The organism is Mucilaginibacter aureus (genome assembly GCF_053514885.1).
This window is the reverse complement of sequence record NZ_CP170601.1, coordinates 2,689,266-2,705,637: the sequence shown is the minus strand read 5'-3', so window position 1 is coordinate 2,705,637 and position 16,372 is coordinate 2,689,266. Positions and strand designations below refer to the sequence as shown.

The 16,372-nt window shown below is 41.9% G+C and carries 16 protein-coding genes; all 16 read right to left on the bottom strand.

What is annotated here, in order from left to right:
• Window position 1: 1 nt before the first annotated feature.
• From ACFGVR_RS11570 to ACFGVR_RS11495, 16 genes are read right to left on the bottom strand one after another with little or no spacing between them, the layout of a single operon-like run.
• Complete coding sequence (locus ACFGVR_RS11570; RefSeq protein WP_448702981.1) at window positions 2-1,132, bottom strand: glycosyltransferase family 4 protein; 1,131 nt, start codon at window positions 1,130-1,132, stop codon at window positions 2-4.
• A 12-nt stretch (window positions 1,133-1,144) separates the two neighbouring features.
• The gene (locus ACFGVR_RS11565) at window positions 1,145-2,206 is read right to left on the bottom strand and encodes an acyltransferase family protein (RefSeq protein ID WP_448702980.1); all 1,062 of its coding nucleotides are present in this window, start codon (window positions 2,204-2,206) and stop codon (window positions 1,145-1,147) included.
• A gap of 22 nt (window positions 2,207-2,228) precedes the next feature.
• Complete coding sequence (locus ACFGVR_RS11560; RefSeq protein ID WP_448702979.1) at window positions 2,229-3,320, bottom strand: glycosyltransferase family 4 protein; 1,092 nt, start codon at window positions 3,318-3,320, stop codon at window positions 2,229-2,231.
• A gap of 8 nt (window positions 3,321-3,328) precedes the next feature.
• Window positions 3,329-4,183, bottom strand: coding sequence for a glycosyltransferase family 2 protein (locus ACFGVR_RS11555; RefSeq protein ID WP_448702978.1), 855 nt, complete (start codon window positions 4,181-4,183; stop codon window positions 3,329-3,331).
• Window positions 4,184-4,189: 6 nt separating this feature from the next.
• A complete protein-coding gene (locus ACFGVR_RS11550) occupies window positions 4,190-5,296 on the bottom strand; it encodes a glycosyltransferase family 4 protein (RefSeq protein ID WP_448702977.1) in 1,107 nt (368 codons plus the stop codon).
• 22 nt (window positions 5,297-5,318) lie between these two features.
• Window positions 5,319-6,179: a hypothetical protein gene (locus ACFGVR_RS11545; protein ID WP_448702976.1), complete on the bottom strand. Its 861-nt coding sequence runs from the start codon at window positions 6,177-6,179 to the stop codon at window positions 5,319-5,321.
• A 20-nt stretch (window positions 6,180-6,199) separates the two neighbouring features.
• Window positions 6,200-7,315, bottom strand: a complete 1,116-nt coding sequence (locus ACFGVR_RS11540; protein ID WP_448702975.1) for an acyltransferase family protein — start codon at window positions 7,313-7,315, stop codon at window positions 6,200-6,202.
• 10 nt (window positions 7,316-7,325) lie between these two features.
• A complete protein-coding gene (locus ACFGVR_RS11535; protein WP_448702974.1) occupies window positions 7,326-8,210 on the bottom strand; it encodes a hypothetical protein in 885 nt (294 codons plus the stop codon).
• Window positions 8,207-9,370, bottom strand: a complete 1,164-nt coding sequence (locus ACFGVR_RS11530; RefSeq protein WP_448702973.1) for a glycosyltransferase — start codon at window positions 9,368-9,370, stop codon at window positions 8,207-8,209. Before ACFGVR_RS11530 ends, ACFGVR_RS11535 begins: the two co-directional genes overlap by 4 nt.
• A gap of 22 nt (window positions 9,371-9,392) precedes the next feature.
• A complete protein-coding gene (locus ACFGVR_RS11525) occupies window positions 9,393-10,451 on the bottom strand; it encodes an NAD-dependent epimerase/dehydratase family protein (protein ID WP_448702972.1) in 1,059 nt (352 codons plus the stop codon).
• Window positions 10,452-10,453: 2 nt separating this feature from the next.
• Window positions 10,454-11,503, bottom strand: coding sequence for an NAD-dependent epimerase/dehydratase family protein (locus ACFGVR_RS11520; protein ID WP_448702971.1), 1,050 nt, complete (start codon window positions 11,501-11,503; stop codon window positions 10,454-10,456).
• 48 nt (window positions 11,504-11,551) lie between these two features.
• The gene (locus ACFGVR_RS11515; protein ID WP_448702970.1) at window positions 11,552-12,601 is read right to left on the bottom strand and encodes a hypothetical protein; all 1,050 of its coding nucleotides are present in this window, start codon (window positions 12,599-12,601) and stop codon (window positions 11,552-11,554) included.
• 11 nt (window positions 12,602-12,612) lie between these two features.
• Window positions 12,613-13,773, bottom strand: coding sequence for a glycosyltransferase family 4 protein (locus ACFGVR_RS11510; RefSeq protein WP_448702969.1), 1,161 nt, complete (start codon window positions 13,771-13,773; stop codon window positions 12,613-12,615).
• A 34-nt stretch (window positions 13,774-13,807) separates the two neighbouring features.
• Window positions 13,808-14,389: an acyltransferase gene (locus tag ACFGVR_RS11505; protein ID WP_448702968.1), complete on the bottom strand. Its 582-nt coding sequence runs from the start codon at window positions 14,387-14,389 to the stop codon at window positions 13,808-13,810.
• Window positions 14,390-14,410: 21 nt separating this feature from the next.
• The gene (locus ACFGVR_RS11500; protein ID WP_448702967.1) at window positions 14,411-15,328 is read right to left on the bottom strand and encodes a glycosyltransferase family 2 protein; all 918 of its coding nucleotides are present in this window, start codon (window positions 15,326-15,328) and stop codon (window positions 14,411-14,413) included.
• 1 nt (window position 15,329) lies between these two features.
• Window positions 15,330-16,361: a glycosyltransferase gene (locus tag ACFGVR_RS11495; protein ID WP_448702966.1), complete on the bottom strand. Its 1,032-nt coding sequence runs from the start codon at window positions 16,359-16,361 to the stop codon at window positions 15,330-15,332.
• Window positions 16,362-16,372 lie beyond the last annotated feature (11 nt).

The following is a 16,372-nucleotide window of genomic DNA, read 5'->3' as shown; positions in this document are numbered from 1 at the left end:
CCTAATTTTCCCTTTTAACTATTTTATTTAAGAGTGCTATATATTGTAAAACAAAGATCTCCGGATCAAAAAGTTTGATCCGTGCTGCAGCCTTTTGTAACTGATCGGCGCTTAACGCTTCATCATCTAAAAGCTTAAGCACACAACCTGCCAAAGCTTCGTCGTCCCCGTTAGGGAAGGTAATAGCCGCATCACCTGCGCATTCGGCTAAGCCGCCATACTCTGATACGATGAGGTTTTTGCCTGCCGCCATTAGTTCAAGTACAACACCGCCCATGGGTTCATACCATTCGGATGGTATTACAGCTATCCTGCCCTTCGCAACCCAATCTACCAGTTCCTTGCCCGACTTCTTTCCCACAAAATCAACCTGCCTCGCAATCTTCAGTTCAGCAGCCAAAGCTTCCATTTTTTTCCGCCAGTTGCCATCGCCGATGATCAAAAGCCTACATCCGGGTTTAGTCGCTACAACACGTGCAAAGCCTTTTAACAGGGTCGAAACTCCTTTTTCGCTAACAATCCGCCCTAAAAAAACAAGGTCGTATTCGGTATCACTGCCGTTATGCCCGGCAAACTGACCTATCGGGAAGGGATTATAGATCACAACTTGTCCGGGCAGGGGTTGTATCTTGCTCACCCATTCGGTTATGGCCACATTCTGGTTAACAAAATGCAGGGCAACCATTCTTTTAAGCCAAAGCTTAATACCTTCTTTTATGCCCCAAACCGGGCCCTTTAATTTGGTATGATATTTCACCGATGCCCAGGGGGTTAGAGGCGCCTTTACCCCTTCTACCCATCCTAACCCATCAATACATGATACGATATAACTTTGATGTACCCAGATAAAAGGTTTTCGCAGTAAGATCGTCCAGGGTTGTAATGCTAAGCTGGCTCCGTTAAAAAAAACAATATCCGCCCACTTTACTAAATTGATCTGCTGTTTTAGCCCCGGCGCCCGGATAACTTCAAAATCAAAATCGCCCGCATTTTCAACCGTTTTGGTCACCATCTTACAATCGATACCGTATTTGGTAAAGCTTTGGGCAAGTGTTAACGATACCGATTCGATCCCCCCAAGCGACGGGTAGAAATAATGTGAAAAAAGCAAAACCTTTAATTTTTGTTGCATCTGTTTGGGATATTAATGTGCAAACACGTTAAAGATCTTCTCTATTAATTGCTTAAAGCGCCACCGTTGCTTTTCGGTTATTATCGCGAATAAACTAACCACAAATACAATTCCTATTAATATGGGTATAATTTGCAGATAGCTGCTTCTGTCGTAAGGCACTGTAGCAGCCACAAAACCCAATATCGGTAGGTGGAAAAGGTAAAGCGTAAAAGTTATCGACGACAGGTATTTGATCGGTTTCTCCAGCATCGGCGAAATTTCAGTCATAAATGCTGATGCACTGAAACTCCAGATATTGAGCGCTATAACAGTTCCGTATCCCCAGTCGAATAAAAATTGCGATGAGAAATATAATGGTGCTTTTCCGTACGGGAACCTATCTTCAAGAAAGTTAATATCTTTAAAAAACGTTAAACTGATACCCGCCAGCAGGGTAAGTACAAATACAACCCGGGCTTGCCTGGCGCTGATGATTGCCTTGCCAGAAAGCCTGTAAGCTAAAACACCCAAAAACCATACAGGCAGCAATAATAATATTTTCAAGCCAACGATCAGGGCTACTATAGCAATACCCAAATACCTTTTAAATCCTTTAAGATAGCACAAAACCCAAAACATCATATAGTACCAAAACTCATATGATATTGACCAGAACGGCGTATTAGTTGATGGTTTGGTGCACAAGGTCCAAACCTGTTGCAGGTAAGCAAAATTGACAAAAAACCGCATAAACTGGTGATCAGCGTTGATCTTATCCAGATAAAAATCAGGGTGGATCTTTTTCCCTATAAAATCTATCAGGAAAGTAAACAACAACGCCGGCAGCACTACCGAATACAAGCGCGAAAATCGGTCAACCAGATATATTTGCGGACCCTTATTTTTTTTATCAACGGTAAATGCGATAAGAAATCCCGAAAGGACAAAAAACACCATTACCAGCCTATGGCCAAGCTCGGGCCGTAAAAACAGGCTGTTTGATATCCATTGCAAATTAGCATGAACCAGCAATACCCCGAACGCGGCAATAACCCGTAGAAGATCCAAATATAACGAGGTTGATTTATTCATTAATATCGGTTAAACCTTTTATTTACTTGATACCAGCCAAAACATAATCGGCAACCTGTTGCGATACCTTATCCCAGGTCAAATTCTTCATATATTCCTTTGCGTTAACGCCTATTGTATTTATCAGTTCTTTATCGTGATAGCATTTGCTGATAAGCGATGCAAACGCATTATAGTCGCCGGCTTCAAAAAGCAGCCCCGTTTTACCATTGTCAATAACATCCTTTTGCCCACAGTTGTTAGTGGTAATGCAGCATTTACCTGCGCCCATTGCCTGTAACAAACTCAGCGGCTGGCCTTCAAAATAACTGGGCAGCACAAAAAGCGATGCCGATGCCAAAAACTTCGGCTCATCCTCGGGCGCAAACCGGCTTATCGATTTTACGTTTGGCCGCAACTGTTCAGGCCAGGCATTCATCACATCGTTTTCTTCGGCCCCGGTACCGATCAACAGGTAATTGATGTTTAAGCCCTGTTGATGTAGTATTTCAGCTGCCTGCACCAGTGTTCTTATCCCTTTACGCAATTGCCAGGTGGCGTTAAACAGTATCGTAAATTGAGCGTTTGGAGCTACCGGCATGTCGTTTACAGCATTAATGCCATTTTTAAACACCATAATATCGGCATCTTTGCGGCCATAATGCTTTTTCACATATTCCTTATCATCTGTATTGCTCAGCAATAATCCGGTTGCATTTCTCAAACCCTTTTCGCCGCCGCGCAATCGCCATAAAGGGTATAATATCCTGGTTTTTAAACTTATCTTATCCGCCAGCGGCGATGGTACTGAACCATCTACCTGAGCCTCAAAATAACGACGTTCAATGCCATGACTTTCAATAAAACAGGGGATGCCTCGGTTAACAAAATAGCCCGACGCAGGCTCGTGAACAATAAAAGCTTTGGGCTTTATATTAAGACTTTTATAGTACTGATACGCTTTGCGCGGAATTAATGCCGGGTGTTTTACTTTCCCAATTTCGGTAGGGCCGATATGTACAAAGGTATAACCGGCTTTTTCGAGCGCCAGTTTCCAATGATACTCGATCCTGCCCATCCCACTTTGCGATGATACATTGACTTCCGAAACATGTACGATAATGTTATCCTTCATTGTTCAAATTATTGTTGTTCGGCCGGGATAGTATACTTGTTAAATATAAAGTAGATGGCAAAATAAAAATGCAGCCAGATAAATACTACCCTACCCCAAAACCCTCTGAATCTGTACCGCCAGGCATCTTTAAACAGCGCTACAGTAGCATTATAAACCATGTGCAAAAAGTACCTCGTACTTAGTTTTTTCGACATTTCAGGGTGTTTCTCCAAATAGTATAAAAGCGATTTAAACCGTTTCATAGTTATGGATACCACCTTTTGCTGCATACGCCACGGGTGTATCACAAAAGCGCTTTTTACGAAAAGTACTTTGATCTGTTTTTTCTTCAACCGATAATCCAGGTCAACATCTTCCATCGCAGCGTACGGAAAATCTTCATCAAAACCTTTCAGATCGCTTAAAAACAGCTTTGCGTCAATTAAAAAATTACAAGCCCATAAAAATCCACCGGTTTCATTTACCGGCGATTCTTCAATAAAACTTTCTTGCGGCCTGTCAACGGTAATACAGCCTTCAAACACTAAAACATCAGGGTTTTGCTGTATCGCTTTGTAGTACTCTTTTAAAACATCGGCGTCGGGCAGGCAATCGTCATCAATAAAAAGCAACCATTGGCCTTTAGCCATTTTAGCGCCATTGTTCCTGTTGGCAGCCGGCCCGCTCTTAGGCCCTTCAACCCACCGAGCCCAGGTATACTCTTTTTCGATCAGGCTTTTTGCCCTGTTATCCTTACTGTCATCGGTAACTATCAATTCATACTCCACACCTGCCTGCTGCTTTTCGGGCGCAAGCCTGTCAAGGCACTCAACTAATAAGTCGTTGCGGTTACACGTGGGTACGATGATTGAAATTAACATAAGCCTTTACCAGATCAATTTTTTAATCATATCCGAATATCCTTCCTTCAGCTTATCCCACGAGTAGATATTGTAACTCGCCTCAATACGCTGTTCTTTACTAAATTTGTCCTGGTGGACCAGCAATGCCGCCGATAAAGCGCCCTCGGTTTTCATATCCACATAATCGCCGTATTCGCCCAAAACTTCAACAGCATTTACGTAGTTATTGACCACGCAGGGCATGCCGTAGCTCAAAGCTTCAATAATAACCCTGCCAAAGCCCTCTACTAATGAGCCGAGCACAAAATAGTCGGATACCACGTAATACTTTTTCACCTCTGCAGGCGATACGTTTGCAATAATGTGCCTGCCGGGCAGCTTGTTAGCAGCAAGATTTTTAATTTCTTCGGTTTGCTGTTCGTACTGGCCAAGTATCACCAAAAAATAGTCATCGGGCAGTTTGGCAACCTCATTAACAACATAATCCATCCGTTTATGGTACTTGTTTATGGCTCCTACAGAAAGTACGATCTTTTTATCCGGGTCAAGCCCAAGCGTTTTTTTCAACGCATCCTTTTCCTTAATGGCCTTACGGCGATCATCAATATCTATCTTAAAGCCGTAAGGTAACAACGTCTGCTTTTCGGGCGGCGTTCCACCATCTATCCCTTCTTTTTCATAAATAGCCAATAACTGCTGCACATGATCTTCTGTTTTATACGGTGGCCCGTTAGGCGAACCGTTGGAGAATAACAACTTATACTTAAACTTTAAAAATCTACGCAAGTGGAACAAAAAGGTACCTAATACAAAATCGCTGTAATAAATTACACTTGGCTTACGCCTGATCAAACTTGGCAGCATGCCTATCAAAAAGGTAAATTGTTCTACCCAGTATTTTTCGTGGCCAGTAATTTTTGATAAAAACAGGGCTGCTTTGGTGTTGCGTCTGATGCAGGGTATTGTTAATTCATGACGAGCCGATTTTCCGGCCCCTTTCAGTAAAAACAGATCAAAATCGGGCGATGATTTCAACTCATCAAAGCACTCGATGGTAAACGTTTCATACCCCCGGTTAATGTGGCCCACACCGGTGCATATTAAAAAAACGTTTGGTTTACTTTTACTCATTTTATCAATCTGTTTTTACGCTTCAGGGTTTTATTATCCTCTTTAATTTTGACAGGCTTCTGCGTATGCTGTGTACGCTGGTTTTGTTCTTATCCTTTAACTGAGCCTCCAACACTTGCTTTTCGCTATCGGTTAAACGGTTAAGAAATAACTCATCTATTGGCCTTGAAATTTCCATGTTACATCCCGCCCAGTGAATAATATACGGCTTTTTATCTTCATCCTGCCAGTAACGCGTATAATCAGCATCGGTATAGCTCCCCGCCCAGGTCGATTCCATCCGGTAGGGCTGCAGCGTCAGGTTATTCACATCAATTCCCGATAAAAAAATCAGCAAATTCAAAGCTACCTGGTCGTAAGTTCTCGAATTTAAACAGATCTCTTTGATCTGCGGGTCGCTTTCTATTACCGCCTTTAACCCGGCAAAATCGAATAGCTGTACATCGCAGGCATACTGCCCGGCATTAAAAACATTTTTCTCCCACAAGGTACTTTTGGCTTTGTAAAGCTCCAAAGTATAGGCAACATAAGTATGTTCGGGGTGCAGCCAGTGCCCGCACGAGGTAATAAAGCCACTAACATTTTGTAATACTTTTTCGGGATCGCGCAGAAAAACAATATCCGAATCCACATACTGATAGTTGGTGGTAAGCAAACATTGATATTTACGCATCATTTTATGGCTCCCTGCAGCGTCGAGGTATGATATTACTTCGGGCATCTCCCACCAGATACAATTTTCGGGCAGGTCAAACCGGTTATTATCATAAGGTATTACCCACACCGGCAAATTACAACCGGTAGCGCGTAACGATCTTACCATAGCCAGGAAACGTACTTCGCTGTTCTTATTCGCCAGCGAAACAATTTTTTCAAGTTTCATATCATTACTATTGCACTGCCCTAATTACTGCTACTTTTTATTTTGGTAAATCGCTCTTTCAAACTCAAAAAGCGTTTCTCAAAAAACTCATACGACGAATACACCACCGCCGATAAGATAAACAAACACACCACCAGCCCCCAGTATTTATATTGACTGTTATTAAAAACGTTATTGAACCTGAACAAGATCAACTGCTGCCAGATATATGTACTGTACGATAAGATCCCTATCCGTTTTAAAATACGCAGGTTTAAAAACTTGAACAGGTAATCGCCCGATGTTTTTAAGTTGCTGGCTAAAAGTATAGCTATCAAAACCGCCGATATTACCGAGTTAAACGGCGAATAAAACAGCAGGTCGTTAAACAAAATTAATATGATCGGGATCAGGGTGATGTGCAGCAAAATTTTGTACCTGTACACAAAGTTCATCGGGAAGATCCCCTTAAACATACTGATGGCCAACAGCGAACCAATGATGATACCATCTAACCGATAGATCAGTTCTTTAAAAATACTGAACCCGGTAATCAAGTGGTGCGATGCATGTAATTTACTTACATCAACCGATTTTACCACCAGTATCAGCACCAGCAGTATCAGCAAAAAGTTAATATAAACCCGGTAGTTTCTTTTCAGGATGGAAGGGAAAACAATATAAAACTGCTCCTCAACCGATAGCGACCAAAAGTGCCCCGTATATACCCCCGTATGGAAATACCCCAGGTTAACCAGGAAGAGTAAACATCCTACATATTCTATCGGCGCCACTTTCAGCCCCATAAATACGTGTAAGATGAACAAGGCGATCAGATACAGATAGGCCACCGGCAATATCCTTAACCCCCGCCTGATGTAAAAATTACGCAGCGATATAGTGCCTGTTTTTACCTTCTCTTTTAAAAGCAGTGTAGTGATCAAAAAGCCGCTGATTACAAAAAAGATATAAACGCCCAGTACACCGCCGGCAAGCAGCGCGTTAATAATGCCCACATTAAACTCGGCATTACCATGCGCCAGCAGTACAATAAATACCGATATCGCCCGTATCCCGTCAAGCGACGGAAAGTGTGATACACTGAGGTAATCAGGCACTGTAAACTCGTTCGATAATATCTTTTTTCTGATCGACATGCTTCTCTTTTTATTGCTTAGCCTGTAAATGCCATTTCCACCCGTTTTGCCATATTTTATGCCTTACGGGCCCGGTATAATGCCGCATAGCCATTTCATCCGGATAATATTTCGTTGCAAAATCAAACTGATCGGCGGTATCTATAATAAACTGTCGCGGATCAAGCACATTGGCGTTCTGCTTTCTGAACGCATATTCAAACGACGACTGTTCCGAAAAATAGTGATACTTACCTTTTAAATTTTCCAGATACTCAAATATATCAGCTTTATTAAATGATTGATCCAGCACCAGCAATCCTGAATTTAAAGGATAAATCGAAGTAACCTTATCCTTAAAATAAATGTCTGGGTAAGTACCCCACATCGTATCTGGCGCATACCACAACCCTTTATTCAGCAAGCCGCTATTAATGTAATAGCCAAAGTTTTTATAAAAAATAATATCCGAATCGAGATAGATGGTTTGTTTGGTATACGGATGACCAACGATCACATTTAACTTTTTAGCCAAATGGCATTCTTTCAAATAATCGCTCAGCACCTGCTTTTCCCTGATCAGGTCGGGTACATCCCAGTCAACCACCGTAACGAACGGAAATTGGGTTTTAAAGAGTTGCTTGTGCTCGTCGGTGTACGATTTATCCGAATAGATCAGCCATTTTACCGGTGTACCCGCATAAACCAAAAACGAAAAGATAGATAATACCTGGTCCTCAAAACTCCCCGCTCCCGAAAAACTGATGATCTCGAAATTAACCTTGCCAGGGCTAACCATTCCCGAAATATCGATGGTAGCAAGCTCTTGCCTGAACGCTTTCTTATTCGCCTCGGCCCGCCTTTGGCAAAGCTTTTTGGTGATGCCACCCTGGTATTTGATCTTGCCTATCCTCATTTCTTCGCAGCCTCCAGGTATACCTTTTCAACTTGTTTTGAGATCCCTTCCCACGAAAGGTCGTTCAGCACCACATCACGGTTAACCGGCACCAGCTTACCATCAATCAACAGCTGCACGGTTTCTATAAAATGTTTTATCCAGTCGCTTTCGCTGATGCCTGCTTTAATTACCCAAGGGTATTTCTTTCCGTATTCGTTTACCTCACCAACTTCCGAGCATAGCACCGGTAAATTGGCGGCCAGGTATTCAGCAAATTTTATCGGGAAACGGCTTTCGTTAAATTCGGTTTTCATCAGCGGCAGCAGGCCAAGGTCAATGGCCGCAGCAAAGTAACGGGTATCAGCCGGGCTAAGGCTCCCCAGGTAATCCAGATGGCTCCGCACTTCTTCTGTCAGCCCATCCATAATGTCAATAGTCGGGCCGCACAAGGCAAACCTGATATTCATTCCCTGTTTTAAACAAGTTTCAAAAGCTTTAAAGGCCCAGTGCAGTTCAAATCCTGTACGCCCCATAAAGCCCACATAAACCGCATCTTTTTGCAAGCCTAATTTTTCTCTCGCCGCACTTTTTTCAGGCACATCGTACTCCCAAAAACCATTGGGAATAACATCAACCTGTTTTGCACCCCGCTCAATAGCCAGTGTTTTAAGCAATTTGCTGCAAACCGTCATGTGTTCGCTTACCGATGGTATCTTACGTTCAAAATACCCCTTCAGCTTATAATCCCATGCCGATTTAAAATTCTTTTTTTCCTTATCACGCTCGGCATCAACCCAAAGATCATCCCAATCAAAAAAACTGATACGGGCTTTCTTTCTGAAATTGAATTTCCAAGGCAGGTAAACCGATAGGAAGGGTTGAAAAACATGCACAATATCACATTCTTCAAAATCAGTAAATATCCGCTTAAGCGAAGTAACCGGGTGGTTTATCGTACCAAAAAGTGATTTTCCTTTTGAGCTTTCTGCGATTTTATAAATTACCCCATCCCGGTTTTCCTGTCGTGCTACGGGTACGTTGTTATTATCCACACAAAAAACTGTAACAGTATGTCCCATATTAACCAGGCCCATTGCTATATTGTGCCACCTAAAGTAGGTACCCAGTGTAGCGCAATCGCCGGTTATATAAGCTATTTTCAGTTTTTCTGTATTCATTTAGTGGGGAAACTATTTGATGTTAAAGTTTTTTGATTAGGTCGATGTTTTTGCGGGCGTACTCCGTAATCTCATTAAGTATGCCTTCAGCGGTCATTTTAGGCTGCCATCCCCACTCCTTTTTAGCCAGTGAGTAATCGGTAACGTAAAGCGGGATATCAAAGCTTCTGTTCTCGGTAATGCTGTTGATCACTTTATCATTGCCAAATTGCTGTTTGCAAAACGCATCAAGTTGTGCAAGGCTATAGGTATTCTCAACTCCTCCGCCCAGGTTCATCAGCCTGCTTACTTTTTTATCGGGCTCGGCAATTTGCATTTGTATCATGCTAAACAAGTCGCGCGGATGGAAAAAGTCGCGGGCCTGTTTACCCTTGCCGCCAAAACCGATGTACGATAATGGCTTACCCAGCAAATACTGGTATATCCAGAACGAAAATATGCCCTGGTCTATCTTACCAAACTGACCCGGACCGGCAATTACCCCGCAGCGATCGATCCAAACCGGGAAACCAAAAGTATAATGGTATTCCAACGCCAATACTTCCGACGCCAGTTTTGTAGAACCATATAATGATATAGGCGCCGATGTACTGAAACTCTCAGCAACTCCCCACTCAGAAAAGCCTCGCGGGTATTGGGCATTTTGCTCTATCGCAAAGCAATCTTCTTTTTCGGCAAGCGGTATTCTGTTCAACTCATCAATGCTGTACACCCTACTGGTGCTCAGCATAATAAAGCCTGCGTTATCTCTTTTACATTTCTCGAGCAGATATATGGTACCGATCAGGTTATTGTTGATCAGTCCAAAGCTGCCACCCTCTAAACCGGCCAGTACCGATGGGTTAGCGGCGCAGTCAATTACCCAGTCAACTTTCGGCAAATCGTCAACATCTTCCTTGTTGCGAATATCACCATGAAAAAACGTGCAGCCCAGTTCTTTAAGCAGGGGTACGTTATACTCGCTACCCCGGCGCGATAGGTTATCAATACCCAATATGGTGGCATCGGTGTAATACTCCTTAAAGTATTTCGCCATTTGGTAGCCCACAAATCCGGCAGCACCGGTTATCAATATTTTCATGGTTATGCCATTCTTGTTTTCCAGGCCTCAACAATTTGCCTGATGGTTTCTTCCAAACTGATAGTAATATCCCATTGCGGGTAATGTTCTTTCATTTTACGCAGGTCGCTGTAATAGCAAATATGGTCGCCTTCGCGATTTTTATCTACATACTCATAAACCTGTTTTTTACCGCTGAATTTTTCGGTAATGGCGAAGGCTTCTAAAATTGAACAGGTATTATCCTTACCACCGCCCAGGTTATAAACCTCGCCAACGCGCGGGGCTTTAATAAACTCTTCCATAAACATCGCTATATCATGCGAGTGGATATTATCGCGCACCTGTTTACCTTTGTAACCAAATACCGAGTATTTTTTACCTTCCAGGTTACATTTAACCAGGTAGCTTAAAAAGCCGTGCAACTCAACGCCGCTATGGTTTGGCCCGGTTAAGCAGCCGCCACGCAGGCAGCAGGTGTACATATTAAAGTAACGGCCATACTCCTGCACCATCACATCGCTTGCCACTTTTGACGCGCCAAACAACGAGTGTTTCGATTGGTCAATGGTAAATGTTTCTGCTATACCATGTTCGTAAGTTGCGTCATCATAGTCCCAGCGTGTTTCCAGCTCCTTCAATTTGATCTTGTTTGGTGCATCACCGTACACCTTATTGGTGCTCATGTGGATAAAAGGCGTTTGAGGCACAAACTGACGGGTAGCTTCCAGTAAGTTTAAAGTACCTACAGCATTGGTATCAAAATCATCAAACGGGATAGCTGCCGCCCTATCATGACTTGGCTGTGCAGCGGTATGCACAATTACATCGGGTTTGATGGTTTTGATCAGGTCCAACACGCCCTGCCTGTCGCGGATATCCAGTTCATGATGATGAAAGTTTTCAATCACCGAACTTAAGCGTTGCTGATTCCAGCGGGTATCGCCCTGTGGACCAAAGAATACGGCACGCTGGTTATTATCTAATCCGTGAATCTCGTAGTCCTTAGCAAAGTGCATACATACTTCCGATCCTACTAAACCCGAAGAGCCGGTTACTAATATTTTTTTCATTGATCTCGATGTTTCAAATTTATTGTCACTCAGTATAACACCCTTAAATTACAGGTCTTTATAATGTTTTAACTCTCTGTTTATTGCTTTAAATGTTTTGAATACCACGCCGGGTGTTATTTTATAGGCCAGATACAGCAGTTTATTTTTCCTGCTGCTGTTAACCTGTTGCCTGGCTTGCCTGGCTTTAAATTCACGGTGACGTGACACATAAACACAAGGTATCTTTTTAAAACCCTCGTAGTTATTATCCAGCACCTTTTGCGCATATTCTGCATAGATCGGTGCGATATCCGGCCGCTGGGTAATATCAATACGGGTTTGTACAACACTGATCTGGGCCGGATTATACGGGTTAAAACCACTAATGTGTACAAACACAAGCGGATAAGTACCATTCACCACCTTTTGCTCACCACCGCTTACCTGCCTGTCTTCCAGGTTCCAATAGGCAGCGTTAATGCCCTGGTGAAGGCTCACTTTCACATCTTTAAAAAATATGGGAGCAAAATTCACCCATAGCTGGTCGGTAAAGCAGGCATCGGCAAAATCAATATAACAAAACCTGCGCAAACGCTCCTGCCACCACACTAAAAACTTGTCGGCTTCGGCACAACGGTTTACGGCTATAAAGCCCAGGTTATAAATACCGTAATTTAAATAGGTCCTTTCGGGAAGTACTTTATCATCCAATGGATATGGTTGGGTGATATGTGGTGTAACCATTAGGGTGTGCTCCCCAAGTTCTTTATCCACCTCGCTAAATGATCCCAAAACATAGATATCCGGATCAAGATAAACTACTTTACTTGCTGCGACATCCCTTTTAAACAGGTATTCAATAAAAAATGGCTTAACTGCAGTATTCAGTTCTACAATATCATATTTATCGGCCAGGTCGCCAAAACCGGGTATATTTACATCCTCAATGGCTACAACCTCGGTATCTTTAATCTGGCTATAGTCTACATCATCGCTCTTTTTATCTACCAGGCATATCACAAATTGAGCTCCCGGATTATGGATATGGTAAGAATCGGCCAATGTTTTGGCTAAAGCCAGGTAGTTATTTGAGCAAATGGTAAAAGCGATCCTCATTTCTATTTTTATTATTTCACCAACGTATCCAGATACGTTTTTAATTTTTTTACACCTTTCTCAATATCATACTCCGCCGCTTTTTGCTTTGACGCAAGCCCTTTGTCTTTTACAATTTGCAGTGCCTCCGGTTTTTCAACCAATGGTTTTAAAACACTGTTCAACTGCAAAAAATCAAGGTAGTTGATCACCCAGCCATTGGTATCATCAACAAATTCAACCATTCCGCCTGATCCTTTAAAACAAATAATGGGTTTACCCAATGCAGCCGCTTCAAGGCAAACCAAGGGAAAGGGGTCTTCGCGCGATGACAGTAAGAACAAGTCGCACAACATCATGTACGATAACGGATCAGGAGTGCTGTCGATCAAAGTGATCCTGTGCCCCACTCCGCTTTTCTCCATATCGTATTTTGCCTTTTCGTATTCTACACTGCCGGCCTTCCCGCCTATCCAATAGAAATGAAAATCAGCCTCTGGGTTCGATTGGTTTAAATTAAAAGCAGCCTGAATAAACAGGTCGATACCTTTTCGCCAATCCTGCGTGCCCGAACCGCATATTTTAAGGCCTTTATTATTTATTACAGTGCTGAATTTTTGATTATCCTGTAGATATTTCGCCGGATCTTTCGGTACCGGGATATGCTCATGATGGATATGGATCTTATCTCCGGGTATCTGGTAAATCCCGGTTAAAATATCCTTTACGGCATACGATGCCGCTATAAAATGATCTATAAATGGTATGGCAGCTAAAAAGTTATCCTTACCAAAAAACTGTTTGATAGAAATATCCAGCTCGTGCACATGACAAACAGTAATCACGTTCGCATTATTCTGCTTTGCCAGTGCCAGCAAGTCGGCACTTACAACCGTGTTGCCGTATATAATGCCATATTGTTCGCCTATTACCTGTTTGGCTTTGTCTTTCCTGTAGTTGTATTTAAACAATTTCTTCCTGATCTTATCAGTTATTGATGGATACGGGAAAACAAAAGTTGGTGCAATAGCCCTGAAATCTTTCGCCATTTCGCCATCGTACTTTAATAAAATATCAAAATCGACCTCGGGATACGTTTTTTTTAATGCCGCCAAATGATGGATCAGAACAATGGGAGCCCCGGTTCTGTAAGCATCATGCGATATAAATAATATTTTATTTTTCGAGGGCATCTTTATCTAAAAACGTTAAACATCAGTATACATCTTATGGCTTTTCTGTAATGATCAAATTCTCGGCATGCTTTACGATCGAATTTGCCGGGATCGATTTATAGATCAAACAATGTGCGCCCACAATTACGTTATCGCCAATTTCAACATTGTTCAAAATGGTTACATTGCTGCCTATCCAGCAATCCTTTCCAATTTTTACGGAGCCGGTTTTAAATTCCGATTTTTCAACTTTAAGCGTCCCGTTGTCATAATGGTGAGCGTGGTTATGATCGTAGATCTTAACCCCTTCACCAAACATGGTGTTTTCACCAATTTCAATATTGCCTAAACAGCTAACAGAGCAGTAATTATTAAAAAAAACATTGGCCCCGATCTGCAGACGCCCGGCGGGGTAAATCAAAAAATTGCAAAATTTAAGTACCGAAACACCTTCTGCAATGGTTAATTCTTTACAACTGCCGCCTATCTTAATTTCACTATGATCTCCGAGGAAAAAGCTATCATGTATGGAAACATTGGGCTGTGATCTTACCTCCTCCATCTTCTTGCGTTGATAGTAGTATACAAAAAGCGGGAGCTTTTTAAGTAAGTATAAAACCAGTTTCTTTTTCATTTTAAACTAAGCCTGGTACAGTTATAGTCGATAGCTATTTAATTTATTTACTATTCGTGCCGATCTTGTTCCCAATAAATTTATGAGCAGTTCGTCAACATAATTAATAACCGATGGCAGTATCAACTTGGTTTTATCCAAAATATATTTAGCATCCTGCAATCGGTTGGCCTTGATCAGGGTTACTATTAGCGACGGTAAGCGGTAATTAAATATCCGTTTTTTATCATCCGCATTAAAAATGGCCTGATCAAAATTCTTTATATATACACATGCCTGCGCCATGGTCATTTTCACATAATTACTCGAGGTATTGTTTTCATACCTTCTGTAGCTAAATAAATTCTCGTCTATTCCGTAAAAATCGGCTCCGGCTTTAGCTAACCTCACCCAATAGTCCCAATCCTCACAACCCGTCATCCGTGTATCTTCGTCCTGCAAACCTACCTTCTCAAACCACTCCCTTTTAAACATCACTGACAGGATGGGGATAGGGTTTCCTTCGAACAATAGCTTATACATTTCAATAGCCGGGCATCGTCCATAAACCGTATTGTAACCCGAAATAAACCTTCCCTGCTCATCTACAATCTCTCCGCCGGTATAAAAAACATCAGCATTGATCTCTTCGGCATACTTCAATTGTTTCTCCAGTTTTAAAGCTGGCCACACATCATCTGCATCTAAAAATGCTATCCAATTACCCGTTGCATTGCTTAATGCATTATTTCGTGCCGCGGCCTGCTTTTTATTTTGCTGATAGACGTATTTTATCCGTTTATCTGCCTGCATGCTTTTCACTATCGCGGCAGTTTGGTCTGTTGAACCATCATCAACAATGATCAGTTCCCAATCCGTGTATGTTTGGTTCTGTACGGATAATATCGTTTCCTCAATAAATCGTTCGGCATTAAATGCCGGCATAATTATCGACACCATATCAGTTGCCTTTAAAAAAACCGATAGTACATTGGTATAAAAGCTTTACCTTCTTTTTAACAGGTAACTGTAAAACCTTTTTTGATAGCGGCGACCTGGTAAATTTAAAATACGTCCATAATCCATACCGCCTGCTTTTCAGCAACAGATCATACCAATAAGGTGCGTACTTATCTTTAAAAACGCCATCGTTATAAAACCCGGCGCGCTGGTTCGCTTCAATAAGTTTAAGCAGCCAGGCTTCAATATCTTTAACATATTGCTTACTAACCGTAAACGTTCCCTGTATCAGTTGTTTATGTATCTGAAACTCGCTTTCAGGTATAATTTCCGATTCAAACAACGGTTTGATATCAACCATTAACCACTGGTCCCACTGTTTCTGCGGGAACGCCATGCTCAGGTTTTCCCCGTCATAAATGTTCACAGTCGAAACTTTATCAATAAAGAAACCCAATAACCTGTTCTCCAATATCCTCAAATAAAACTCGATATCCGACGCCAGGTTATAACTAGGGTCTAATTTGTACTTGCTAAAAATATCCTTGTGAAACAGGATGTTTTCAAACGGTACAAAACACATCTGTTTTAAAAAAGTATCGCGGGTAAACTCGTAGTTACAGTTGCGTAAAGTGATACTTTTCCTGTCATCCTGTGTATAATAGCTGTACGCGTTAAAATAAACACAATCAAACTTTATCTTTTTGTAGCTTGAGTTTATTGATGCAAAAATATCGTCGGTATAATAAATCGAATCTGACGACATAAAACCGATAAAATCGCCCGAAACATATTTTAATCCGATATTAAACCCGTCTGTTACGCAGGTGTCCGGTTCTTTTACCCAGATAACATTGGGGTATTTATCAGCGAAGTCCTGGATGATCCGGTGCGATGAATCAGTTGATTTGGCATCAACTATTATCAGCTCCTTATTATCGTATTTTTGTTCAACAAAGCTATCGATGCATTGCTGCAGGTACTTTTCACTGTTATAATTTGGCAGTATTACCGATATCTTTATTTCGCTCATAAACTAAATCA